20 protein-coding genes are annotated in these 23,976 nt (G+C 68.7%); 13 read left to right on the top strand and 7 right to left on the bottom strand.

Annotated features, from left to right (window positions below):
* Nucleotides 1-226 precede the first annotated feature (226 nt).
* From PQB87_RS27445 to PQB87_RS27410, 8 genes are all read left to right on the top strand, one after another.
* Nucleotides 227-1,171, top strand: a complete 945-nt coding sequence (locus PQB87_RS27445; protein ID WP_059683210.1) for a MurR/RpiR family transcriptional regulator — start codon at nucleotides 227-229, stop codon at nucleotides 1,169-1,171.
* Nucleotides 1,168-2,169: an isoaspartyl peptidase/L-asparaginase family protein gene (locus PQB87_RS27440; protein ID WP_489242965.1), complete on the top strand. Its 1,002-nt coding sequence runs from the start codon at nucleotides 1,168-1,170 to the stop codon at nucleotides 2,167-2,169. The genes PQB87_RS27445 and PQB87_RS27440 overlap by 4 nt, the downstream gene beginning before the upstream one ends.
* Before the next feature lie 29 nt (nucleotides 2,170-2,198).
* Nucleotides 2,199-4,112: a dipeptide ABC transporter ATP-binding protein gene (locus PQB87_RS27435; protein WP_489242964.1), complete on the top strand. Its 1,914-nt coding sequence runs from the start codon at nucleotides 2,199-2,201 to the stop codon at nucleotides 4,110-4,112.
* A gap of 127 nt (nucleotides 4,113-4,239) precedes the next feature.
* Complete coding sequence (gene gsiB / locus PQB87_RS27430; RefSeq protein WP_059683217.1) at nucleotides 4,240-5,802, top strand: glutathione ABC transporter substrate-binding protein GsiB; 1,563 nt, start codon at nucleotides 4,240-4,242, stop codon at nucleotides 5,800-5,802.
* 79 nt (nucleotides 5,803-5,881) lie between these two features.
* Nucleotides 5,882-6,802, top strand: a complete 921-nt coding sequence (gsiC, locus tag PQB87_RS27425; RefSeq protein WP_042972832.1) for a glutathione ABC transporter permease GsiC — start codon at nucleotides 5,882-5,884, stop codon at nucleotides 6,800-6,802.
* Between the two features lie 7 nt (nucleotides 6,803-6,809).
* Entirely contained in the window at nucleotides 6,810-7,703 is an 894-nt protein-coding gene (gsiD, locus tag PQB87_RS27420) for a glutathione ABC transporter permease GsiD (RefSeq protein WP_021156639.1), read from the top strand.
* Complete coding sequence (locus PQB87_RS27415; RefSeq protein WP_489242962.1) at nucleotides 7,703-8,785, top strand: DmpA family aminopeptidase; 1,083 nt, start codon at nucleotides 7,703-7,705, stop codon at nucleotides 8,783-8,785. Before gsiD ends, PQB87_RS27415 begins: the two co-directional genes overlap by 1 nt.
* Nucleotides 8,782-9,609, top strand: coding sequence for a M55 family metallopeptidase (locus PQB87_RS27410; RefSeq protein WP_226215678.1), 828 nt, complete (start codon nucleotides 8,782-8,784; stop codon nucleotides 9,607-9,609). Before PQB87_RS27415 ends, PQB87_RS27410 begins: the two co-directional genes overlap by 4 nt.
* Nucleotides 9,610-9,644: 35 nt before the next feature.
* Here PQB87_RS27410 and PQB87_RS27405 read toward each other — a convergent pair whose 3' ends face one another.
* Complete coding sequence (locus tag PQB87_RS27405; protein ID WP_489242961.1) at nucleotides 9,645-10,424, bottom strand: alpha/beta fold hydrolase; 780 nt, start codon at nucleotides 10,422-10,424, stop codon at nucleotides 9,645-9,647.
* Nucleotides 10,425-10,567: 143 nt separating this feature from the next.
* Between PQB87_RS27405 and PQB87_RS27400 the strand changes: the two genes are divergently transcribed.
* On the top strand, nucleotides 10,568-11,347 hold the full coding sequence (locus PQB87_RS27400; RefSeq protein WP_027791368.1) for an AraC family transcriptional regulator: 780 nt from the start codon (nucleotides 10,568-10,570) through the stop codon (nucleotides 11,345-11,347).
* A gap of 456 nt (nucleotides 11,348-11,803) precedes the next feature.
* Here PQB87_RS27400 and pcaG read toward each other — a convergent pair whose 3' ends face one another.
* From pcaG to PQB87_RS27385, 3 genes are all read right to left on the bottom strand, one after another.
* Entirely contained in the window at nucleotides 11,804-12,397 is a 594-nt protein-coding gene (pcaG, locus tag PQB87_RS27395) for a protocatechuate 3,4-dioxygenase subunit alpha (protein ID WP_153489677.1), read from the bottom strand.
* Nucleotides 12,398-12,400: 3 nt separating this feature from the next.
* A complete protein-coding gene (gene pcaH / locus PQB87_RS27390; protein ID WP_021159510.1) occupies nucleotides 12,401-13,108 on the bottom strand; it encodes a protocatechuate 3,4-dioxygenase subunit beta in 708 nt (235 codons plus the stop codon).
* A 274-nt stretch (nucleotides 13,109-13,382) separates the two neighbouring features.
* Entirely contained in the window at nucleotides 13,383-13,949 is a 567-nt protein-coding gene (locus tag PQB87_RS27385; RefSeq protein ID WP_111941695.1) for a YiiX/YebB-like N1pC/P60 family cysteine hydrolase, read from the bottom strand.
* 120 nt (nucleotides 13,950-14,069) lie between these two features.
* On the opposite strand from PQB87_RS27385, the gene PQB87_RS27380 reads away from it, so the two are divergent.
* The 4 genes from PQB87_RS27380 to PQB87_RS27365 all read left to right on the top strand — a co-directional run bounded on the left by PQB87_RS27380 (nucleotide 14,070) and on the right by PQB87_RS27365 (nucleotide 16,729).
* Entirely contained in the window at nucleotides 14,070-14,807 is a 738-nt protein-coding gene (locus PQB87_RS27380) for a helix-turn-helix domain-containing protein (RefSeq protein ID WP_027791371.1), read from the top strand.
* A gap of 77 nt (nucleotides 14,808-14,884) precedes the next feature.
* Nucleotides 14,885-15,871 carry a pca operon transcription factor PcaQ gene (gene pcaQ, locus PQB87_RS27375; RefSeq protein WP_060061879.1) on the top strand — a complete coding sequence of 329 codons (987 nt, stop codon included), beginning with the start codon at nucleotides 14,885-14,887 and terminating at the stop codon, nucleotides 15,869-15,871.
* A gap of 128 nt (nucleotides 15,872-15,999) precedes the next feature.
* Nucleotides 16,000-16,359, top strand: a complete 360-nt coding sequence (locus tag PQB87_RS27370) for a type II toxin-antitoxin system RelE/ParE family toxin (protein WP_060061975.1) — start codon at nucleotides 16,000-16,002, stop codon at nucleotides 16,357-16,359.
* A 73-nt stretch (nucleotides 16,360-16,432) separates the two neighbouring features.
* Nucleotides 16,433-16,729 (top strand): XRE family transcriptional regulator, encoded by a 297-nt coding sequence (locus PQB87_RS27365; RefSeq protein WP_027791374.1) that lies wholly within the window; start codon nucleotides 16,433-16,435, stop codon nucleotides 16,727-16,729.
* A 161-nt stretch (nucleotides 16,730-16,890) separates the two neighbouring features.
* Here the strand turns inward: PQB87_RS27365 and PQB87_RS27360 are convergent, their stop codons facing one another.
* The 3 genes from PQB87_RS27360 to PQB87_RS27350 form a co-directional block, all read right to left on the bottom strand.
* The gene (locus tag PQB87_RS27360; protein ID WP_059683239.1) at nucleotides 16,891-18,165 is read right to left on the bottom strand and encodes an APC family permease; all 1,275 of its coding nucleotides are present in this window, start codon (nucleotides 18,163-18,165) and stop codon (nucleotides 16,891-16,893) included.
* A gap of 135 nt (nucleotides 18,166-18,300) precedes the next feature.
* Complete coding sequence (locus PQB87_RS27355) at nucleotides 18,301-22,827, bottom strand: DEAD/DEAH box helicase (RefSeq protein WP_489242960.1); 4,527 nt, start codon at nucleotides 22,825-22,827, stop codon at nucleotides 18,301-18,303.
* Between the two features lie 221 nt (nucleotides 22,828-23,048).
* Entirely contained in the window at nucleotides 23,049-23,573 is a 525-nt protein-coding gene (locus PQB87_RS27350) for a metal-dependent hydrolase (RefSeq protein ID WP_059683243.1), read from the bottom strand.
* Nucleotides 23,574-23,976 lie beyond the last annotated feature (403 nt).

The raw sequence follows: 23,976 nt of genomic DNA, 5'->3' as shown, positions 1-23,976 counted from the left end.
TGCATTCGAACGAACTTGCTTGGGGTTTTCCCGATGGGCGGGCGCGGGCGACGCATGCGCAGACCTGCCGCGATCACATGCCAAAGGCCCGTGCGGCGGGGCTGTGCGGGCGTCGGGCGATCGCGGGGCGCGGGAACGGGACGCGACAACCCGGATGAAAATTTATTTCTTTTCGCGACACGGATTGTGTAAATTCATTTCCATCATTCTTTCAACAACCCTTCGCATGACGCCTCTCGCTCCGCACGATGCCAGTCACGACGAACCCGCGATCGCCGAACGGATCGCGTCGGCGATGCCGTTGATGACGCCGATCCACCGGCGCATGGGCGAGTTCGTGCTCGCGAATCCGTTCCGCGCGGCGACGATGCGCATCGACGAACTCGCGCAGGCCGTGAATGCGTCGATCGCGACCGCGAACCGTTTCGCGAAGGCGCTCGGTTTCGACGGCTATCCGGCGATGCGCGCGGCGCTCGTGCGCGGCTTCGAGGCGACGCTCGGGCCGGTCGAACGGCTGCGTTCCGCGCAGGAGCAGGAGTCCGGGGTACGCGGTGCCGCATGGATCGACGCGGTATTCGACCAGGCCGTCGCGAACATCGAGAACACGCGCGCGCAACTGGACGCGGCCGATGTCGAGGCCGCGGTCGAGGCGATCGTCGGCGCGCGGCGCGTGCTGATCCTCGGCGCGGGGTCGAGCGCGTTCCTCACCGGGCTCATGGAGCACGGGCTGTCCGTCTGCCACGACAACGTGCAGTCGCTCGCGCTGCTCGGCGGCCCGTCGCACGCGGCCCGGCGGCTCTATACGGCCGACTCGCGCGATCTCGTGATCGCGCTCGCGTTTCCGCGCTACGTGAAGGACACGATCGAACTGGCCCGCCGCGCGGCGGCGCGCGGTGCACGCGTACTCGGTATCTCCGACGGCCCGCAATCGCCGCTGGCGCCGATCGCGTCGCTGAACCTGTACGTCAAGGCCGAACGGCGCTTCGCGGCCACGTCGGAAGCAGCCGTGCTCACGATGATCGAGGCGCTGATCGACGCGGTCGCGCTGCGCACGCACCGGTCCGCGAAATCCGCCGCCGAGATGACCGAATTCCTGCTGCCGTGGCTCATGCAGCCGCAAGCGACGCAGCCGGCCGCCAACCCTTCTTCCCACCGTCCGAAAAAAACATGACTTCATCCGCGATCGTTGCGATTCACGGCGGCGCAGGCACGATCCTGCGCGATGCGATGGATTCCGACACCGAACGTCAGTACCGTGCCGAGCTGACCGCGATCCTGACGGCCGCCCAGCAGGTGCTGGCCGACGGCGGCAGCGCGCTCGACGCCGTCACCGTCGCGGTGCGGATGCTCGAGGACTGTCCGTTGTTCAACGCCGGGCGCGGTGCCGTCTATACGGCCGAAGGCAAGCACGAACTCGACGCGGCGGTCATGGATGGCGCGACGCTCGGCGCGGGTGCGATCTGCTGCGCGACGCGCGTGCGCAATCCGGTGCTCGCCGCGCGGCGCGTGATGGAGGCGAGCGAACACGTGCTGTTCGCCGGCGCGGGAGCCGATGCGTTCGCGGCCGCACAGGGGCTCGAACTCGCGGAGCCCGGCTATTTCGACACCGAAGCGCGTCACGCGCAGTGGGTCAAGGCGCGCACGGCAGCCGGCGCGATGCTCGACCATGACGCGGCGACGTTCGCGTTCGGCAAATCACCGTCGCAGCCGCAGCCGGCCGAGCCGCTCGATCCCGACCGCAAGCACGGCACGGTCGGTGCGGTCGCGTGCGACCGGCACGGCCACATCGCGGCGGCGACGTCGACGGGCGGCATCACGAACAAGCAGCCGGGGCGCGTCGGCGATTCGCCGATCATCGGCGCGGGCTGCTATGCGGACGATGCGACCTGCGCGGTGTCGTCGACGGGCACCGGCGAGATGTTCATCCGGCTCGCGACCGCGCATGACGTTGCCGCGCAGATCGCGTATCGCGGCGCGTCGCTCGCCGATGCCGCGCACGACGTCGTGATGAACAAGCTGCCGCGCCTCGCGGGCCGCGGCGGGATCATCGCGGTCGACGCGCAAGGCAACGTCGCGATGCCGTTCAACACCGAAGGGATGTACCGCGGTTACGCGCGCGTCGGTGAAGCGCCGGTGGTCGGCATTTATCGCGACGACGACACGGCCTGAGCCCGGCCAGCACGAAGAGGAGATCCACGATGACTTCGAGCCGTAACCCGTCCGGCCTGGTGCTGCCCGAGCAGCGCGTGGTGGCCGTCGACGACCTGTCGGTCACGTTCCGCCGCGAAGGCGCGACGTTCGACGCGGTGCGCAACGTGTCGTTTCACGTCGATCGCGGCGAGACGCTCGCGATCGTCGGCGAATCGGGCTCGGGCAAGTCGGTCACGTCGCTCGCGCTGATGCGGCTCGTCGAGCACGGCGGCGGCGCGATCACGAACGGCCGGATCGCGTTCCGCCGGCGCGGCGGCGCGCTCGTCGATCTTGCGCAGGCAAGCGCTGCGACGATGCGCGGCATTCGCGGCGCGGACATCGCGATGATCTTCCAGGAGCCGATGACGTCGCTGAACCCGGTGTTTACGGTCGGCGACCAGATCAGCGAGGCGATCGCGCTGCATCAGTCGAAGAGTGCATCGGAAGCGCGCGCGGAGACGCTGCGGCTGCTCGAACTCGTGCGCATTCCGGAGGCGCGCCGCGTGTTCGCGCGCTATCCGCACCAGTTGTCGGGCGGGATGCGGCAGCGCGTGATGATCGCGATGGCGCTGTCGTGCCGGCCCGCGCTGCTGATCGCCGACGAGCCGACGACCGCGCTCGACGTGACGATCCAGGCGCAGATCCTGCAACTGGTGCGCGGGCTGCAGGACGAAATGAACATGGGCGTGATCTTCATCACGCACGACATGGGCGTGGTGGCCGAAGTGGCCGATCGCGTGCTCGTGATGTATCGCGGCGAGAAGGTCGAGGAGGGCGAGTCGGATCGCATCTTCGCGGCGCCCGCGCATCGCTATACGCGGGCGTTGCTCGCGGCCGTTCCGAAGCTCGGCTCGATGCAGGGCACCGACGCGCCCGAGAAATTCCCTCTGCTGAAGGTGGAGGGCGCAAACACGGCAGCACCGGCGGCATCGCCGGCGCCCGCACCGGCGGCGAACGACGATGCGCAGCCGGGCTTCGATCAATCCGCGTCGCCGATCCTGCGCGTGCGCGACCTCGTGACGCGCTTCCCGGTGAAGAGCGGCGTGTTCGGCCGTGTATCGCAATACGTGCATGCGGTCGAGCGCGTGAGCTTCGAGTTGCGCGCGGGCGAGACGCTCGCGCTGGTCGGCGAATCGGGCTGCGGCAAGTCGACCACCGGCCGCTCGCTGCTGCGCCTCGTCGAATCGCAGAGCGGCTCGATCGAGTTCGACGGCCGCGACATCAGCGCGCTGAAAGGCCCCGACCTGCAGGCGCTGCGCCGGAACATCCAGTTCATCTTCCAGGACCCGTTCGCATCGCTGAACCCGCGCCTGACCGTGGGTTTCTCGATCATGGAGCCGCTGCTCGTGCACGGTGTCGCGAGCGGCCGCGAGGCGCAGGCGCGGGTCGACTGGCTGCTCGACAAGGTCGGCCTGCCGCCCGAGGCCGCGCGTCGTTATCCGCATGAATTCTCGGGCGGCCAGCGCCAGCGGATCGCGATCGCGCGCGCGCTCGCGCTGAACCCGAAGGTCGTGATCGCCGACGAATCGGTGTCGGCGCTCGACGTGTCGGTGCAGGCGCAGATCGTCAACCTGATGCTCGACCTGCAGCGCGAACTCGGCGTCGCGTACCTGTTCATCTCGCACGACATGGCCGTCGTCGAGCGCATCAGCCATCGCGTCGCGGTGATGTATCTCGGCCAGATCGTCGAGATCGGCCCGCGCCGCGCGGTGTTCGAGGCGCCGCAGCATCCGTACACGAAGAAGCTGATGAGCGCGGTGCCGGTGGCCGACCCCGCGCGCCGGCACGCCCCGCGCCAGCTCGCGGCGGACGAAATCCCGAGCCCGATCCGCGCGGCCGGCGACGAGCCGGTCGTCGCGCCGCTCGTCGCGGTCGGCCCCGATCACTACGTCGCGACGCACCGCGTCGGCGGCGCGTACTGAACGCGCGCAGGTTGCCATGGACCGCAGCTGCGCACGAGCGAGGCAACGACGCATTTTCCCCGAGCGGGCGCCGTCCCGCCGCGACTCTCACCACGCGTTATCGAATCACCCACAGGAGCCCAGCAAGATGAACAAGCCGTATTCGTTCCCGATGTTCCGTCCACGCGCACTGCTCGCAGCGGGTGCCGGCGCGCTCGCGCTGTCGGCCGCGGTGCCCGCGTTCGCGCAGCAGACCGCGGTGATGGCGGTGGATTCGACGTTCACGACGATGGACCCGTACGACGCGAACGACACGGTGTCGCAGGCCGTCGTCAAGTCGTTCTACCAGGGGCTGTTCGGCTTCGACAAGGACATGAAGCTCGTCAACGTGCTGGCAACCGGCTACGACGCGAGCCCGGATGCGAAGACCTACACGATCAAGCTGCGCCAGGGCGTGAAGTTCCATGACGGCACCGATTTCAACGCGGCGGCCGTGAAGGCGAACTTCGACCGCGTGACCGATCCCGCGAACCACCTGAAGCGCTACAACATGTTCCGCGTGATCGAGAAGACCGAAGTGGTCGATCCGTACACGGTGAAGATCACGCTGCGCGAGCCGTTCTCCGCGCTGATCAACACGCTCGCGCACCCGTCGGCCGTGATGATCTCGCCGGCCGCGCTGAAGAAGTGGGGCCGCGACATCGCGCTGCATCCGGTCGGCACGGGGCCGTTCGAGTTCGTCGAATGGAAGCAGACCGACGACCTGAAGGTGAAGAAGTTCGCCGGCTACTGGAAGAAGGGTTACCCGAAGATCGACGCGATCGACTGGAAGCCGGTGGTCGACAACAACACGCGCGCGGCGCTGATCAAGACGGGCGAGGCCGATTTCGCGTTCCGCATTCCGTTCGAGCAGGCTGCCGACCTGAAGGGCAACCCGAAGGTCGACGTCGTGGAGCGTCCGTCGATCGTGCAGCGCTACGTGTCGCTGAACCTGCAGCAGAAACCGTTCGACAACCCGAAGGTGCGCCAGGCGCTGAACTACGCGGTGAACAAGGAAGCGCTCGCGAAGGTCGCGTTCGCCGGCTTCGCGACGCCGTCCACCGGCGTGGTGCCGCAGGGCGTCGACTACGCGACGAAGCCGGGCCCGTGGCCCTACGACCCTGCGAAGGCGCGCGCGCTGCTGAAGGAGGCCGGTTACCCGAACGGCTTCGAGACGACGCTGTGGTCCGCCTATAACAACTCGACGTCGCAGAAGGCGATCCAGTTCGTGCAGCAGCAGCTCGCGCAGGTCGGCGTGAAGGTGCAGGTGCAGGCGCTGGAAGCCGGCGAGCGCGTCGCGAAGGTCGAGAGCGCGCCGGATCCGGCGAAGGCGCCGGTGCGGATGTACTACATCGGCTGGTCGTCGTCGACCGGCGAGGCGAACTGGGCGATCACGCCGCTGCTCGCCGGCACGTCGGCGCCGCCGAAGCTCCTGAATACCGCGTACTACAAGAACGACACGGTCGACGGCGATCTCTCGAAGGCACTGGAGACGGTCGACCGCTCGAAGAAGGCCGAGCTCTACGCCGATGCGCAGAAGCAGATCTGGGCCGATGCGCCGTGGATCTTCCTCGTGCAGGAGAAGATCGTGTATGCGCGCAGCAAGCGGCTTCAGGGTGCGTACGTGATGCCGGACGGCTCGTTCAACTTCGACGAAATCTCGCTGAAATGACAGTGGTGATGACGGCGGTTCGTCCGCCACGCGGTGCCGGCGGCGCAAGCCGCCGGCACGCTGATTCGATCGGTGCCCCATGCTGAATTTTCTCGTCAAACGCCTGTTCGGCCTGCTGCCCACGCTCGCGATCGTCGCGGTGCTGGTGTTCCTGTTCGTCCACCTGCTGCCGGGCGACCCGGCGCGGCTCGCGGCCGGGCCCGAAGCCGACGACGCGACGGTCGCGCTGGTGCGCACCGATCTCGGCCTCGACCAGCCGCTGCCCGCGCAGTTCGTGAACTTCTTCGTGAAGATCGCGCACGGCGATTTCGGCCTGTCGACCCGCAGCAAGCGGCCGGTTTCGACCGAGATCGGCGAGCGCTTCATGCCGACGCTGATGCTGACGCTCGTCAGCATGGCGTGGGCGACGGCCTTCGGCATGGCGATCGGCATCGCGTCGGCGGTGTGGCGCAACCGCTGGCCGGACCGCCTCGGCATGACGCTCGCGGTGTCGGGCATCTCGTTTCCCGCGTTCGCGCTCGGCATGCTGCTGATGGAGATTTTCTCGGTGAAGCTCGGCTGGCTGCCCGTCGTGCCGGACGGTTCGTGGCGGAGCTACGTGCTGCCGTCGCTGACGCTCGGCGCCGCGGTCGCGGCCGTGATGGCGCGCTTCACGCGCGCGTCGTTCGTCGAGGTGCTGAACGAGGATTTCGTGCGCACCGCGCGCGCGAAAGGTGTGCACGAGCCGATGGTGGTGCTCAAGCATTGCCTGCGCAACGCGATGATCCCGGTCGTCACGATGATGGGGCTGCAGTTCGGCTTCCTGCTCGGCGGCTCGATCGTCGTCGAGGTCGTGTTCAACTGGCCGGGGCTCGGGCGCCTGCTCGTCGATGCCGTGACGATGCGCGACTACCCCGTGATCCAGGCGATCGTGTTGCTGTTTTCGCTCGAATTCATCCTGATCAACCTGACCGTCGACGTGCTGTACGCGGTCATCAACCCGACCATCCGGTTCAAGTGAGGCGCGCATGAACGCGACTGTCCAGACCGCGGCGCCGGCCGCACCCACCGCGATCCGCACGCCGTGGCGCGAATTCTGGCGCAAGTTCCGCAAGCAGACCGTCGCGCTCGTCGCGGGCGGCTTCGTGCTGGCGCTCGTCGTGCTGGCGTTCGTCGGCCCGCACGTCGTGCCGTTCGATCCGGAGAACTATTTCGACTACGACGCCCTGAACGCCGGGCCGTCGGCCGTGCACTGGTTCGGCGTCGATTCGCTCGGCCGCGACATCTTCAGCCGGATCATCACGGGCACGCGCATCTCGCTCGCGGCCGGTTTCTTCTCCGTCGCGCTCGGCGCGGTGATCGGCACGTTCTTCGGGCTGCTCGCCGGCTACTACGAAGGCTGGTGGGACCGCATCACGATGCGCGTGGCCGACGTGCTGTTCGCGTTCCCGGGCATCCTGCTCGCGATCGGCGTGGTCGCGATCCTCGGCAACGGGATGGTCAACGTGATCTGCGCGGTCGCGATCTTCAGCATCCCGGCATTCGCGCGGCTCGTGCGCGGCAACACGCTGATGCTCAAGCACATGACCTATGTCGAGGCCGCGCGCAGCATCGGCGCATCGGACTGGACGATCATCATGCGGCACATCCTGCCGGGCACCGTGTCGTCGGTCGTCGTCTACTTCACGATGCGGATCGGCACGTCGATCATCACGGCCGCGAGCCTGTCGTTCCTCGGGCTCGGTGCGCAGCCGCCGACGCCGGAGTGGGGCGCGATGCTCAACGAGGCGCGCGCGGACATGGTGACGGCGCCGCACATCGCGATCTTCCCGAGCCTCGCGATCTTCCTGACCGTGCTCGCGTTCAACCTGCTCGGCGACGGGCTGCGCGACGCGCTCGATCCGAAGCTGGAGCGCCGCTGATGCGCATCGCACCGATGTGGACGGCGACGCTGCCGGCTGGGCCGCGCGGCACGATCGCCGACGTGCCGGGCGTGACGGTCGGCCATTGCACGCTCGATGCCGGCAACGTGCAGACGGGCGTGACCGTCGTGAAGCCGCATCCGGGCGACGTGTACCGCAGCAAGGTGCCGGCGGGGGCCGCCGTGATCAACGGCTTCTGCAAGAGCGTCGGGCTCGTGCAGGTCGACGAACTCGGCACGCTCGAGACGCCGATCGCGTTGACCAATACGTTCGGCGTCGGCGCGCTCGCGCACGCGCAGATCCGCGCGGCGATCGCGGCGAATCCGCGGATCGGCCGCGACTGGCCGACCGTCAACCCGCTCGTGTTCGAGTGCAACGACGGTTATCTGAACGATATCCAGGCGTTCGCGGTCACGGCCGCGCATTACGACGACGCGTGCCGCGCGGCGTCGCGTGACGTCGCGCGCGGCGCGGTGGGGGCCGGGCGCGGGATGTCGTGCTTCGACCTGAAGGGCGGGATCGGTTCGGCGTCGCGCGTTGCGGTCGCGGCCGGCCGGCCCTATACGGTCGGCGCACTCGTGCTCGCGAATTTCGGCCGGCTGCCGATGCTGACGCTCGGCGGCGTGCCGCTCGGGCGCATCGTCGCGCAACGGCGCGCGGCCGAGGCCGCGCACGCGGCGCCACCCGAGCAGGGCTCGATCATCCTGTTGCTGGCCACCGATGCGCCGCTCGACGCGCGGCAACTGGCGCGGCTCGCGCGCCGTGCGGGCGCGGGCCTGGCCCGCACGGGTTCGGTCTACGGGCACGGCAGCGGCGACATCGCGCTCGCCTTCTCCACCGCCTACACGATCGCGCACGACGCGTCGACCATCGCGCTGCCGGCCCTCGTCGCCGATGCGGCGCTCGATCCGCTGTTCATGGCTGCCGCCGAAAGCGTCGAGCACGCCATCGCCGATGCGTTGCTGCAGGCCGTGACGGTGGCCGGGCGCGACGGTCACGTGCGGCAATCGCTGCGCGACGCGGTGCCCGATCTCGATCGCCTGTTCAACGAAGGCCACGAAGGACGTCTTATCCAGTCATGAAGATCCTGATTTCGACCGACATCGAAGGCGTCGCCGGCGTGTTCGCCACCGAGCAGACGCGTGCCGGCAATCCGGAATACGAACGCGCGCGGCGCTGGATGACCGCCGAGGCGAATGCGGCGATCGAAGGCGCGTTCATGGGCGGCGCGCAGGCCGTGTGGGTCAACGATTCGCACGGCGGTTTCCGCAACCTGCTGCCCGACGGGCTCGATGCGCGTGCGCGTGTCGTGCTCGGCAAGCCGCGCACGCTCGGGATGATGGCGGGCCTCGAACAGCAGCCCGACCTCGTGTTCATGATTGGCTATCACGCGAAATCGCAGACGCGCGGCATCCTCGCGCACACGATCAACAGTTTCGCGTTCACGCAGGTGTGGCTGAACGGCGTCGAGCTCGGCGAAGCCGGGCTGTACGGCGCGCTGGCCCGCGAATACGGCGCGCACGTCGCGCTGGCCACCGGCGACGACGTGTTCGCGGAAGAAACGCAGCCGCTGTTTCCGGATGCGCATTTCGAGACGGTCAAGACGGCCGGTGGCGCTTCGAGCGGCGATACGCTCACGCCGTCCGCATCGTGTGCGCGGATCGCAGCCGCTGCGCGCGAGACGGTCGCGCAGGCACTGTCGGCAGGCGTGCGCGCCGGCGCCCGTCGGCCCGCGCCGGCCGCCTGCACGTTGCGTGTGCAGACGGCGGCACTGGCCGACCTGTTCTGCGTGCTGCCGTCGCTGGAGCGCGTCGATGCGGTGACGCTGCGCTTCGACGGGCCTTCGGTCGAGCACGTGGTGCGCACGTTGAACAGCCTGTCTGCGATGTCGTTCATGCTGCGGTGATGCGTGCCGCGGCGATGTCGCCGGCGTGCGACCGGTCAATGGGCGGCTGCAGGGCTCGCTGTCACGGCAAGCAGGAACGTTTCCATGGCCGCGACCAGCGCGAGCGGCGTCTCGTTCATCGGATAGTGGCCCGCATTGCGCAACACGTCGACGGTGGCGCGCGGGTAGCGCCGCAGGTAAGTGCGGGCCATCAGCGCCGCGTCGAACGCCGGATCGTGCTCGCCGATCAGCACTTTCACCGGATGGGTGCCGGCGATCTCGTGGCTGAAATCCGTATCGGCCCACGCGCGGAAGTACGCGCCGAACGCCGGCGGCGACGAACGGGCTGCCGAATACGCGGCTTTCCACGCGACCCAGGCGGCGGGCAGCCGGCCGCCGGTGCTGCGATCGATGATGGTTTGGCGATCGGCGACGTGGTCGGCGGCCCGCTCGAATAGCGCGCGTTTCTCCGCGTCGAACGGCAGGCCGCCGCAAGGCACGGGGGTGACCGGCACGAGCGCGCGCACCCGGTCGGGTGCGATGACGGCGATTTTCTCGGCCGCCATCGCCCCCATCGAGTGGCCGACGACGCTGAAGGTCGGGAATTCGAGTGCGTCGGCAAGCGCGAGCGCGTCGGCGGCGATCTCGTCGATCGTGTAGTCGCCGGCTGTGTCGCGCATGCGGCCGTAACCTCGGTAGTCCATGAACACATAGCTGAAACGCTCACGCGACAGCCACGCTTCGACGGGTTCGAACGCGTGGGCGTCGCCGAACCAGCCGTGCAGTACAAGAACAGGGTGGGGGCCGTCCCCCACGCGATGAAACGTATTCGGCATGTCCGCTCCGATGAAGTGGTAATCCGGCCGATCAGGCCGACGGGTCTTGCGGCCGCGAGGTCGCGCAAGGGGTGGAGCGGATCGTAGATCGCGCGAAGGAGACCCGCCTTCGATATCGGGTCATTGATGATGGAATTCGGGCCGTGAGAAATACGCTGCTAGATCCCTACGAACACATTCCGCGAAGCGTGGTCGTGACCGCGAACGACTACGCGGCGGGTACGACGTTTCCGGAACACGCGCACGTGCGCGGGCAATTCGCGTTCGCGTCGCGCGGCACGATCAGCGTGTCGACGCCGCACGGGCGCTGGCTGGTGCCGCCGCAGCGCGCGTGCTGGGTGCCGGCCGGCGTGCGGCACGAAATGACGATGACCGGGCCGGTCACGATGCTCAACACGTTCGTGTCCGGCGACGCCGCGCTCGAGGCGGGCCTGCCCGAGCAATGCGGCGTCTATGGCGTATCGGCGCTGCTGCGGCAACTGATCGACGATGCGATCGACCTGCCGGCCCTGTACGACGTCGACGGGCGCGCGGGCAAGCTGATGGCGCTGCTGGTCGCGGAAATCGCGACGATGCCGCGCCTGTCGCTGCATGCGCCGCTGCCGGCCGACGCGAGGCTGGCGAAGGTGTGCCGGCACCTGCTCGCGTCGCCGTCGATCGCGGCCGATCTCGACCAGGTGGCCGCCGATGCCGGCGTGAGCCGGCGCACGTTCACGCGGCAGTTTCGCGCGCAGACGGGCGTGAGTTTTGCCGCATGGCGCCAGCAGGTGTGCATGCTCGCGGCGATCGCCCGCCTGAGCGACGGGCAGCCGGTCACGCGCGTCGCGCTCGATCTCGGGTACGCGAGCGCCAGCGCGTTCACGTCGGCGTTTCGCCGCATTCTGGGCGATACGCCGAGCCGCTATCTGGAGATTCGGCGCTGACCGGAAGGCATCCGCGGCACCACGCCGATGTGCCGGTTGCCGCAAAAAAATACGCGTCTGCCAACTTCGGTCAGACGCGCTTAAAGGCACTCGGTCAGAAAAAATGCGCGCACGGCCCGGTGGGCCGATATCGCGCATGACATGCGTAATTGTTGCCGATCCTGATTTAATTCCGTTTGAGCATTGCGGATAACGCAGGATACGCCGCATAACGCGCAAACGATATCGTGCCGGGGCGATGATTCATGTGCAGTCGCAGCATGCGTTTCAATCGCGCGTTCGATACGGGGGCGACAGCCCATGACAACGGGCATCGATGCCAGTGACCTGGCGCGCTGCGCCGCAGCATCGAATGATGGCGCCGCAACACGAAAAACGCCGCGCGGTGCGATGCCTGTCGGTATCGCGCCACGCGGCGTTGCGGTAGCGGGCGAAGCCGGCGTGCGCCGGCCCGCGTCACACGTCGAAGAACACCGTTTCGTCGGGCCCCTGCATGCGGATGTCGAAGCGGTAGACGACCGGGCGGCCCGGTTGCGCGTCGCGTTTCGCGACGAGCGTCGCGCGACGCTCGGCGGGCACGGCGTTCAGCACCGGGTCGGCCGCGTTCGCGGCGGCTTCGTCGTCGAAATACACGCGCGTGAACGCATGGGTGAGGATCCCGCGCATCATCACGGTCACGTTGATGTGCGGCGCCTCGCCGGCGGTGATGCGGCCCGGCTTCACCGTCTCGACGACGAAGCGCTGCTGCGCATCGGTGCCGGTGCCGACCCGCGCGAAGCCCGTGAAGCCGGATTTCGCGATGTCGTCGCGCGACGCGGGGTAGCGGCCCGCGCCGTCCACTTGCGTGAATTCGAGCACCGCGTCGCCAACGACGTTGCCGTCGCCGTCGAACACCTGGCCGACCAGCAGCACGTGCTCGCCATCGGCGTGTGCCGCGGCGATCGTCGGCGTGAACAGGCTTTTCAGGTCGTAGTCGTATTGCTGCGGGCACAGGCCGTATGCGAAGTACGGGCCGACCGTCTGCGAAGGGGTTTGCTTCAGCGTCGTCATGGTTCAGCGCTCCATCGGGGTAGCGTCGCGGCCGCGCAGCACGATGTCGAATTCGTAGCCGAGCGCATAGCCTTCTTCGGTGATGTCCATCGAGAAGCGCGAGATCAGGCGGTCGCGCGCGGCCTCGGGCGTGCCCTGGAAGATCGGGTCGTACGCGAGCAGCGGGTCGCCGGGGAAGTACATCTGCGTGACGAGACGCGAGCCGAAGTAATCGCCGAACAGCGAGAAATGGATGTGATTCGGGCGCCACGCGTTCGGATGGTTGCCCCACGGATACGCGCCGGGCTTGATCGTTAGGAAGCGGTAGCGGCCTTCGTTGTCGGTCAGGCAGCGGCCCGCGCCGAGGAAGTTCGGGTCGAGCGGCGCGTCGTGCTGGTCGACCTTGTGCACGTAGCGGCCGGCCGCGTTCGCCTGCCACACCTCGACGAGCGTGTTGCGCACGGGCTTGCCGCCTTCGTCGAGCACACGGCCCGTGACGACCATGCGCTCACCGAGCGGCTCGCCGTTCTTCACGGCGTTCTTCGTCAGGTCGTGGTCGAGCGCGCCGAGATCCTCGGCGCCGTAGACGGGCGCGTACTGGTCGCGCAGTTTCTCCTTCAGCGGGATCAGCGGGCGGGTCGGGCCGCGCTTCACGGACGAACGGTATTCGGGGTGGATATAGGCCGGATGCGACGGCCAGTCGCGCGGCGTGAGGATCGTGGGGGAATCCATCGGGCGTCTCCTGATAGGTATTTCGCGAAGTGGATGGCAGGACTTTAGCCAATCCGGAAAGTTATGCAAAATGACCTTTTTTCGCGAATCGCATAACTGTTCGTTATGTTCGGCGCACCAATGAAAATTCCGCCGGACAGAATGCCTGTCCGGCGGAAAAAGCGATCGGGCTTCGCGTCGTCGGTGACGACCCCGTGCACGGCCCTCCAGCCAGCCCGTCGCTGCTTTTTGTGTTTTCGTTCTTGTTGTTATCCGGTCTCCCTGAGCGCGCCCTTCATGACTGGCGGCCGGGATCGAACACGATCCCGTCGAATTCGAGTGACAGCGTGCCGCCGCGCAGCAGTGCCGCAGGCGTCGCGTCCCGGTCGGCGCCGAGCACGTCGCTCACGTAATCCGCGCAGAACCCGCGCCGCGTCCGCAGGTTGAAGCGGTTGCGGAGCAGCGCGTCGATCCGCTGTTCCGCCGTTGCATGCACCCGGCGCTGCGCGTCGGCGGTCGGTGCCGCGACGCGGCGTGCCAGCGCGATGCGCCCGCCGTCGGTACGGGCGACGAAGCGCGACAGCGGCGTGAGTTTCGTCCACGCAAACCCGGATTCGGCGATCACGGGCTCGTCGCCCGACGTATCGACGACGATGCCGAAGCGATTGGCCCACGTGCCCGTCGTGCCCGCTGCGTCGCGCGGCGCGCTCGCCGGCACGCGGATGAACACGAGATCCCCGACGTGCGCGCTGGCGGCCAGCGTGCGGATCGTGGCGAGCGGCATCGTGCGATCCGTGTCGCGTGCATTGCGCGGGGCGGTGTGGCGCGATTCGTAGGCGGCGGTTTCGGTTCGGGTGGTCATTTCGGCTCCGTCGTTCAGTGACAGCACGGAGCGGATTATGCAGACAAGTATCCGAAAGTGTTCATTTGCGTGCACAGGTAGCCTAATATCTGACCTTGAGCATCATTTTTCGATACCAAAATGACCGAAACCGCCCAACTCATCGAAATGCTGAAGCGCCAGTTGAAGGCGCAGGGCATGACCTACCGCGACGTCGCGCGGGCGCTCGACGTCTCCGAGACGAGCGTGAAGCGGCTGTTCGCCAGCGGCCGCTTCACGCTGGAGCGTGTCGTGGAGATCGCCCAGCTGCTCGGCTATACGCTCGCCGAGCTCGTGCAGGAGGCTTCCGCGTCGGCGCCGAGGCTGCGCGTGCTGACCGAGCAGCAGGAGGCGCTGCTCGTGTCGGACGACAAACTGCTGCTCGTTGCCGTCTGCGCGATCAACTACTGGACCGTGCAGGACATCGTGTCGACCTATCAGGTGACCCAGGCCGAGTGCGTGAAATACCTGCTGATGCTCGACCGGATGAACGTCGTCGCGCTGCTGCCGGGCGACCGGATTCGTGTGCGCGTCGCGCGCGATTTCGACTGGCTGCCCGGCGGGCCGATCCGCCGTTATTTCCATGCGCACGCGCTCGGCGATTTTCTCGACAGCCGCTTCGACGGCGAGGGCGAGACGATGACGTTCTCGCAGGGGATGCTGACGGAGGCCGCCGCCGCGGAGCTCGAACTGGAGTTGCGCCGGCTGCGCAGCAAGGCGGCCGCGCTGCATGCGGAATCGTCGTCCGCGCCGCTCGCGCAGAAGCACGGGACGAGCTTGCTGATCGCGAAGCGGATGTGGGAGCCGGCCGGTTTCCAGGCTCTGCGGCGTCGCGCATGATGGCTCGTCGAACGCTTGGGGCTATCCGGAAAGTTATGCAAAATGGCGTTTCATCGTCAATCGCATAACCACCCGTTATGAATAACCGAATCGCCGACGGCCGCGTCAAGTTCCGGCACCTGCAGTGCTTTCTCGCGGTCGCGCAGCTGGGCGGCGTGCAGAAGGCGGCGGAAAGCCTGTCGATCACGCAGCCGGCCGTCTCGAAGACGATTGCCGAACTGGAGGCGATCCTCGGCGTGAAGCTGTTCGAGCGCGGCCGGCAGGGCGCGCAGCCGACCCGCGAGGCGCAGCTGTTCATGCCGCATGCGAACGCGTGCGTGCTGGCGCTGCGCCAGGGTGTCGGGCTGCTTGCGCGCGAGGGCGGAGCCGCCGCGGCGACGCTGGAAATCGGCATGCTGCCGACCGTCGCGGCATCGCTCGCGCCTGCGTTGATGAAGGCGCTCGCCGAGCGCTGGCCGCGCGTCGTCGTGCGGATCACGACGGCCGCGAACGCCGATCTGCTCGAGCGCCTGAAGTCGGGCGCGATCGAGTGCGCGATCGGGCGGCTGTCGGAGCCGGAGCGGATGATCGGGCTCGCGTTCGAGCAGCTGTACAACGAGCCGCTCGTCGCCGTCGTGCGCGCCGGACATCCGCTGCTTTCAAGCGCGGCGCCGGCGGCCGAGCTCGCACGCCATCCGGTCGTGCTGCCGCCGTTCGGCACGCTGATCCGCCAGTCGGCCGAGCAGTTGCTCGGCGCCTGCGGCGCGCCGCCGCTGGATTCGTTCATCGAGGTGCTGTCGGTATCGGTCGCGCGCGCGCTGACGCTCGAAAACGATGCGGTCTGGTTCGTGCCGCTCTATGCGGCCGAATACGACCTGTCGGCCGGGGCGCTGGCACGCCTGCCGCTGCCGTCCGCGGGCACCGACGAGCCGGTCGGGCTCATCCTGCGCACCGATGCGCAGCCGTCGCCGGTCGCGCGGACGCTGATCGATGCCGTGCGCGACATCGCGCGGTCGCGGTTCGGCGATGCGCGAGCGCACCAGTCGCCACGTGCGACGCGCAAGCGGGCTCGGCGCGACGAATAACCCGGGGCGGATCGCGCGGCAAGCGCGGACCGACCCGTTTCCGGCTATCGAATTGGCCGTCCGGCCAGTAGCCGTCCCGGTGGTGCTTGGCATATCGTACCTATTTTGGTACGATGGGTGTCAAGACGATGACGAGACAGCAGATCCAGGTCACGCTCGGCGTGCGGTTCTTTCAGACGGCCCGTGGCAACGAGCCGGTGCGCGAATGGTTGAAGGCGCTCGGGCAAGCGGAGCGCAGGGTGATCGGCGAAGAGATCAAGACCGTTCAACTCGGCTGGCCGCTCGGCATGCCGCTGGTCCGGAAGATGGCACCGGATCTGTGGGAGATCCGCGTGGCGCTGCCGGGGCGGAGCGCCCGTGTGCTGTTTACGGTCGTCGGCGACACGATGGTCCTGCTGCACGGTTTCTTCAAGCAGTCGCGGGCCACGCCGTCGGACGATCTCGATGTCACCGTCGCGCGTCTGAACGCGTTGATACGTGCCATCTGAATTTCCCGGTTGCGCCGGAACGCACCGTCTTCGACGGGCAGGCAGCCGGCAACGCCATGCACTGGAGTACCTCATGACGACCACGAACCATCCGCATATCGGCAGCGATTTCGATACCTTCCTCGAGGAAGACGGCAATCTCGAAGCGGCCACCGCCACCGCGATCAAGCGCGTGATCGCGTGGCAGATCGGGCAGGAAATGAAGGCGCAGCACATCACGAAAACCGCGATGGCCGCGCGGATGAAAACCAGCCGCGCCGCGCTCAACCGTCTGCTCGACGAAACCGACACGAGCCTCACGCTGGCGACGCTCGCGAGCGCGGCCGCCGCGCTCGGCAAGCGGCTCAGCTTCGAGCTGGTGCCGGCCTGACGAGCGTGAAGCGGCGGCGTATGGCCGAGTTCGCGACCGTACGTGTGACGCGCACGGCGCAGTGGCCGGCCCTCCGGCCAGCGGGTCGGCCATGATTCGCCGGCATTTCGCCGGCGTGTCGCCGCAAGCCGGCGAATGTCGGCCCGCGCTCAACTACCGGGTTACTGGCGCGGTCCGGTCACCCGCAGATAGAGCAGCGCACCGCCCGCGAGCAGCAGCGGGCACAGGATGGCCCAGCCCGTCGTCAGGAACAGCCCGGCAACCGCGACCAGCGAAACCCACGCACAGCGGTAAGCGATGCCACCGCGCGGCAGCAACTTCAGCGCGGCGGCCGCACCGAGCCCATACACCATCACGAAACACCCGGACGTCACGAGCACGAGCGGTTTCGGTCCGACGTCCGAGATCGCCGTCGCAGCCAGCGCAACGGCTGCGAGCGTGGCGATCACGCCGAGGCTGCGGCGCGGGACGCCGCCGACCTGGCTGCCTTGCGCGAGCCACGCGGGCAACGCGCCGTCGCGACCGAGCGCCGCACCGAGCTTGGCCGCACCCGCGAAATACGCGTTCATCGTGCCGAGCGTGAGCAGCAGCGCGGCAACGGCGGCGAGCACCTGTGCGTGACCGCCGATGCCGCCTGCGATCAGTTCGGCGAGCGGCGCGCCCGATGCGCCCGCGGAAGGCCCGAGCACCGTCACGCTCGCGGCGGCGACCGACAGATACAGGAACCCGACCACCACGACGGCGATCCCGGCCGAGCGCGGCATGTCGTGCGCGGGCCGTCGGAACTCGGCCGCGAGGTGCGTGATTGCTTCCCAGCCGGCGAAACTCCACACGAGCAGCGCGGCGGCCTGGCCGACCGCGAGCCAGCCGTGCGGGGCGAACGGATGCAGGTTCGCCGTGCGCGCATGCGGCGCGGAGGCGAGCACCGCCGCGAGCAGCAGCGTGACGAGCAACGCCGACAACACGAGCTGCATGCGGCCTGAAACGGTGACACCGAATGCATTCGCGGCCGACACGGTCGCGATCAGCGCGGCGGCGGTAACGACGACGGTCGTGTGCCCGCCGCCCGTCACGGTGGCGACGTATGCGCCGGCGAACATCGCGGCAGCCGGCGCGCCGGCCGGTACCGCGAAGTAGAAGCACCATCCGACGACCGCCGCGGCTTTCGGCCCGAATGCGCGCCGGGCGTAGGTCGAGACTCCGCCTGCATCGGGATAGCGCGCGCCGAGTGCGGCGAAGGTGGCCGCGAGCGGCCCGGACAACACGACCAGCGCGGCCCACGCGAGCAGCGACGCCGGGCCCGCGACCTCGGCGGCCAGCGCGGGCAGCGCGATCACGCCGGTGCCGAGCACCGCGCCGATATAGAGCGCGGCGCCCTGGAAAATGGTCAGCGAGCCCGCGTGATGTGCGGCGGGCGAGTCGGCATGCGAGGGCATGGACAGCAGTCTCCGGAAATCTTGTTGTGCTGGAGCGCGGGCGTCCGCGCGGAAAGTCGTTCGATGCTACCCGAAGGCAGGCGGTCGCGCGGCCCCGCGATCAGTAGTCGGTGTGGTGCCGCGTGTCAGCCGATGTCAGTGGCTGCGCGCGAGCCGCAGGCGTGCATCCTCGCGCGCGGCGGGCGACAGTTCGGGGGCGTAGTGGAACGCCCCGGAAACCAGCGAGGCGACGGGCACGCCGTCACGGAACAGCACGCGATTTCCGGCGAGGGCCGGCACCTTGTCGCCGGGCAGCAGCGTGCCGGCAAGATTCAGCGGATCGGCGCCCGTCACGCAAACGTACTGTCCGTCGCCCTGTTGCCGCCGCAGTTCGCGCAGGACCGGGATCGCTTCAGGCAGCGCGAACTGTTCACCCGCGAGCCCGGCGACGAAGCGTCCGCCGCGAATCTCGCCGCGCGCTTCGAGGCGTTGCAGCACGCGCACGAGCTCGCGCCAGTTCGGCAGCCAGTCGGCTTCGCGTTCGAGCAACCGCCAGAACACGACGCCATAGCGGCGCAGCAGCGTCCAGACGATGTGTTCGAGTGCGTCGGGATCGGTCGCGGGCGCACTGCGCTTCGGTGCCGGCGTTGGCGTGTCAGTCGGTGCCGAAGCGCGTTGCACGAGCGCCCAGCGGCCGGCGTCGTCCATTCCGCCGATCAGCGCACCGCCGCGCCGCGTGCGCGGCGCATAGGTCGCGCTGCGCTTGACGGCAGGCTTCAGCAGTGCGCGGAGGCCCGCGTAGCTGTCCGCATTCACGAGGCCGGCCGAAACGAGTTCGCCGAGCGCCTGTTCGAGTTCGACGGGCAGCATGTGCAGGTCGTCGAGCAGCGCATCGAAGAACATCGCGCCGTGCGCGGCGAGCGCGTCGCGCACCTGCGTGGCCCGCGCGGACAGCGCCGGTTGTGCGTCGGGATCGCGCAGCGCCTGCCAGGCGGAGAGGTGGCGGCGCGGCAGCAGCACGATCGGCGTCGTCTTCACGGGCGTGCCGGCCGCACGTGCCGGCGCGCCGATGCGCGTCCACACGAGCTTGCCCGAGCGGCACAGCTCGTCGAGCCCGCCCGCCATATAGTCGGTGAGCCGCGCGGGCAGCAGTGCGTCTTCCCATGCGCTCGCCGCGGCCTCATAGCCTTCGAGTTGTTCGACGACGGCAGCGAGCGCGTCGCGGCCGGTGCCGCGCGTGTCGGGCGTCAGGTGCTGCCAATGGAACAGGAAGCGCATGAAGTCGGCGCGTTCGACCGGTTCGATCTCGCGGCGCAGCCGCTTCACCGTATAGCGATGAATGCGCGCAAGCAGATGGCGTTCGCACCATTCGTCGGTCGTCGTGCCCGGTGTGAACCGGCCGCGCATCACATAACCTTCGCGCTCCAGCGCCGCGAGCGCCGTCGCGACCGACGCCGGCGGCAGGCCGAGCGGTGTCGCGATCGCGTCGAGTGCAAGCGGGCCGAAACCGGTGAGACGCGCGCGGATCACGTCGACGAGCGCGGCATCCGCTTCCCACGGCTGCGCGCAGGCAGGCGGCACCTTGAGCGCCGGCGCGATGCGCGCGTCGGGATGCAGCGCACGCAGGCACACGAGCCGTTCGACCGGCACCCACAGGGCGCCCCCGGGCGTCATGAGTTTCGTCGCGCGGCGGCGTTCGGCAAGTTCCGCGAGCCGCTCGGGCCAGCCTTCGTGCGCGTGTGCTTCGCTGTCGGCGATGCACGCGAGCGTGAGCAGCGCGTCGTGCATTTCGTCGGCGTCGCGCACGAGCGGCCAGGCTTCGTCGCGCACCGCATCGATCGCGTCGGCGTCGAGCGCGCCGAGATCGTCGGCCGATTCAGGATCGCTCCAGCGGCGCGACTGCACGGCCTGCGTGCGGCGCTCTTCCAGCGGCGCATCGTCGAGGAACGCATACGGTTTCGCGTTCAGGATCTCGGCCGCGAGCGGCGACGGCGCGGGCAGGTCGCGCGCGATCAGCTCGATCGCACCGCTCTCGATCCGGCGCAGCAGCGCGAGCCAGCCATCGGTGTCCATCGCGTCGTGCAGGCAGTCGTCGAGCGTCTGGTCGACGAGCGGGTGATGCGGTATCTCGCGTTCGCCGACAATGTTCTCGAGGCACGCGACCTGATCGGGAAACACGGTCGCGAGCAGATCCTCGCTCTTCATCCGCTGCAGTTGCGGCGCGGTGCGCTTGCCGCCGGTGAAGCGCGGCAGCGCGAGCGCCGTCGTCGCGTTCCAGCGCCAGCGCACGCCGAACATCGGCGCGTCGAGGAGTGCCTGAACGAGGACGTGTTCGGCGCTGGCCGAACGCAGGTAACGCCACACTTCGTCGAGCGCGAAGCTGTGCGCGAGCGACAGCGACAGGATGATCGCGTCGTCGGTCGCGGCCGCCTGCAGCTCGAAGTTGAAACTGCGGCAGAAGCGCTTGCGCAGCGCGAGCCCCCATGCGCGGTTGATGCGGCTGCCGAACGGCGAATGGATCACGAGCTGCGTGCCGCCCGATTCGTCGAAGAAGCGTTCCATCACGAGCGTGTCCTGCGTCGGCAGCGCGCCGAGCGCGGCGCGGGTGCGGGCGAGGTAGTCTACGATCTGGCGGGCGGCGTCGGGCGACAGGCGGAGATCGTCGACGAGCCAGCGCAACGCCGGCGCGAGGCGGCTTTCGGCGGTGGCGGCGACAACGGTGTCGTGCCGCACGTCGAGCGAGGCATCGGTATCGGCTTCGATCCCGGCCTTCGATGCCGCCTTCGCACCCGCTTTGGCGTCGGCCCGGGGCATGGACTTCCCGCCAGTCCCTTCACCGATGCGTTCACGGTTGTTGCCATGTGCGAGCCGGTCGCCTTCCGCGAACAGCCCGTCGAGCCGCGCGCGCAGCCGGCCGACCGCCGCCGACAGCTCGTCGCTGCGCCCCGGCGCCTCGCCGAGCCAGAACGGAATGTTCGGCGACTGGCCCTGCGCGTCCTCGACACGCACGCGGCCCGTTTCCACGCGAATGATCCGGTACGACTGGTTGCCGAGCTGGAACACGTCGCCCGCGAGGCTCTCGATCGCGAAATCCTCGTTGACCGTGCCGACCTGGATGCCCTGCGGTTCGAGCAGCACCGCGTAGTCGGCCATGTCGGGGATCGTGCCGCCCGACGTGGTCGCGGTCATCATCGCGTTGCGGCGCCCGCGCACGGTGCCGCCGACCACGTCGCGATGCAGGTACGCGCCGCGCACGCCGCGGCGGCTCGTGAAGCCTTCGGCGAGCATCTTCATCACTTCGTCGAAGCGTTCGCGTGTCAGCCGCGCGTACGGCGCCGCGCGCGTGAAGCTCGCATACAGCGCGTCTTCCTGCCATTCCGCGCACGCCACTTCGGCGACGATCTGCTGCGCGAGCACGTCGAGCGGCGCTTCGGGAATCCGCAACGCGTCGAGCTCGCCGCGTTGCACGCAATCGAGCAGCGCCGCGCATTCGACGAGCTCGTCGCGCGACAGCGGGAACAGGCGCCCCTTCGGCACGCCGCCGACATGGTGCCCGGAGCGGCCGACGCGCTGCAGGAACGGCGCGATGCCGCGCGGCGAGCCGACCTGGCAGACCAGATCGACGTCGCCGATATCGATGCCGAGTTCGAGCGATGCGGTGGCGACGAGCAGCTTCAGTTCGCCGCGCTTCAGGCGCTGCTCGGCGTCGAAGCGGTGCTCCTTCGCGAGACTGCCGTGATGCGCGGCGATCGCTTCCTTGCCGAGCCGGTCGGCGAGATGGCGCGCCATGCGCTCGGCGGTGCGCCGCGTGTTGACGAACACCAGCGTCGTGCGGTGCGCGGCTGCGAGCCCGGCGATGCGGTCGTACACCTGTTCCCACACGTCGGTGGCCATCACGGGTTCGAGCGGCACGTTCGGCAGTTCGAGCGCGAGGTCGCGCTCGCGTGTGTGGCCCGTGTCGACGATCGTGCAATCGCGCGGCGCGCCAGCCGGGCCGCCGACGAGGAAGCGCGCGACCGCGTCGATCGGCTTTTGCGTGGCGGAGAGCCCGATACGCGGCAGCGCACGGCCGGCCAGCGCGTCGAGACGTTCGAGCGACAACGCGAGATGGCTGCCGCGCTTGGACGATGCGAGCGCGTGGATCTCGTCGACGATGACCGAGCGCACGTTCGACAGCATCTGCCGCCCCGAGGTGGACGACAGCAGCACGTACAGCGACTCGGGAGTCGTGACGAGGATGTGCGGCGCGCGCTTGCGCAGCGCGGCGCGCTCGGCCTGCGTCGTGTCGCCGGTGCGCACCGCGGTGCGGATCGCCGGCACCGGCAGGCCGAGTTGCGCGAGCGATGCCGCGATGCCGGCGAGCGGCGCGTCGAGGTTCACGTGGATGTCGTTCGACAGCGCCTTCAGCGGCGACACGTAGACGACCAGCGTCGCGTCGGGCAGCGTGCCGTCGTGCGCGAGCGCATCGCGCACGAGATCGTCGAGGGCGCACAGGAACGCGGTGAGCGTCTTGCCGGAGCCGGTGGGCGCGGCGACGAGCGTCGAACGGCCGGCCTTGATGTGCGGCCACGCGAGCGCCTGCGCGCCGGTGGGCGCGGCGAACGTGCGCCGGAACCACGCGGCGACGGCCGGGTGGAACACGTCGAGCGCACGGGCGGCAGGGCGGGTAGCGGTGACGTCCATCGGAGCGTTGAAATAGGGTGCAAGCAGGGCGCAAAGCGTGCGCGAGGCGCGCACGAATCGAATCGCCAGTGTGCCAGACGTCGCGCGTGCGTGCCGGGTGCGCGTGTCGGCGCTCCGGACTCAAATGGGGGCCTGCACCGTACTTTCAATGGACGGAAAGTTGCGTGCGCGCCGGCGTATCGATAGCACGCCGAATCGCGTCAAATTGCGCCGAATTGCAACTAGACGCGATGCAGCCAGCCGAGCCAGTGTTCGAGCAGCGGCGCACGCGAGCACAACGACTGCGCGAGCCACAGCGTGCCGCCCCATGCGGCGCCCACGATGATCAGGTCGCAACGCCCGCTGTTCCACAGGTTGAGCGAATGACGCCGCCAGATCCACGGGACGCCGAGCGGGTTCGGCCAGTCGGCGAGCAGGTGCATCACGCCGCCGCATGCGAAGCCGAACAGCGGCGCGGCCCACAGCGGATGCGGATGATGGATGAGCCCGTGCCAGCCGAGCGCGAGCAGGGCGATCCAGCCGATGCCCCAGTGCGTGATGGTTCGATGCGTGACCCACAGGCGGCGCTTGCGGCGCCACCATGCGACTTCGAGCCAGTCGGGCGCGGTGCCGCCCGCGACGCCCGCCGCGAATGCGGCGAACATGCCCGAATGCCACGGGCCCGTGGCGCCGGTTTGTGCGACGAGGGCGGCGGCGGCGACGCCGGCCGCGAAGCCGGACGCATGATGCGCGTTGTGTGATGCCATAGGAAGCGAGACGAAGAAACGTGAGGCGGCGCGTGAACGAATCAATGATGCGGTGCGAAAGCGGGGCGCTATCTTCGCAGATCGGATCGTGCAGCGGGACGGTGGTTTGCAGATTTTTTTTCACGCGTCACGTGGCCTGTCGCGCAGTTCGCAACTTTCGGTTTTGTGCGCTGCGTGAAGACGTGAACCGGTGTGAACTACGGCTGCGCGCCCGGTGAAAATTCGACCTGCCCGCATCCGTGTCGGGAAGCGGCGACATGACGAGGCGCGCACAGCGAATGCGCTTTCAACGCATGTCACGTGTTCGACCCTTTTTGTCCCCCTATACTACGAAACCGGATATGGCCGTCGGTGCGCCGGCGGCCATGCGCGGGACAGGTGCTTTTCCTGCCTGAAGGAGATC

Source organism: Burkholderia sp. KL41 (assembly GCF_057005415.2).
The sequence above is the reverse complement of the archived record's forward strand: the minus strand, read 5'-3'. Positions and strand labels throughout refer to the sequence as shown.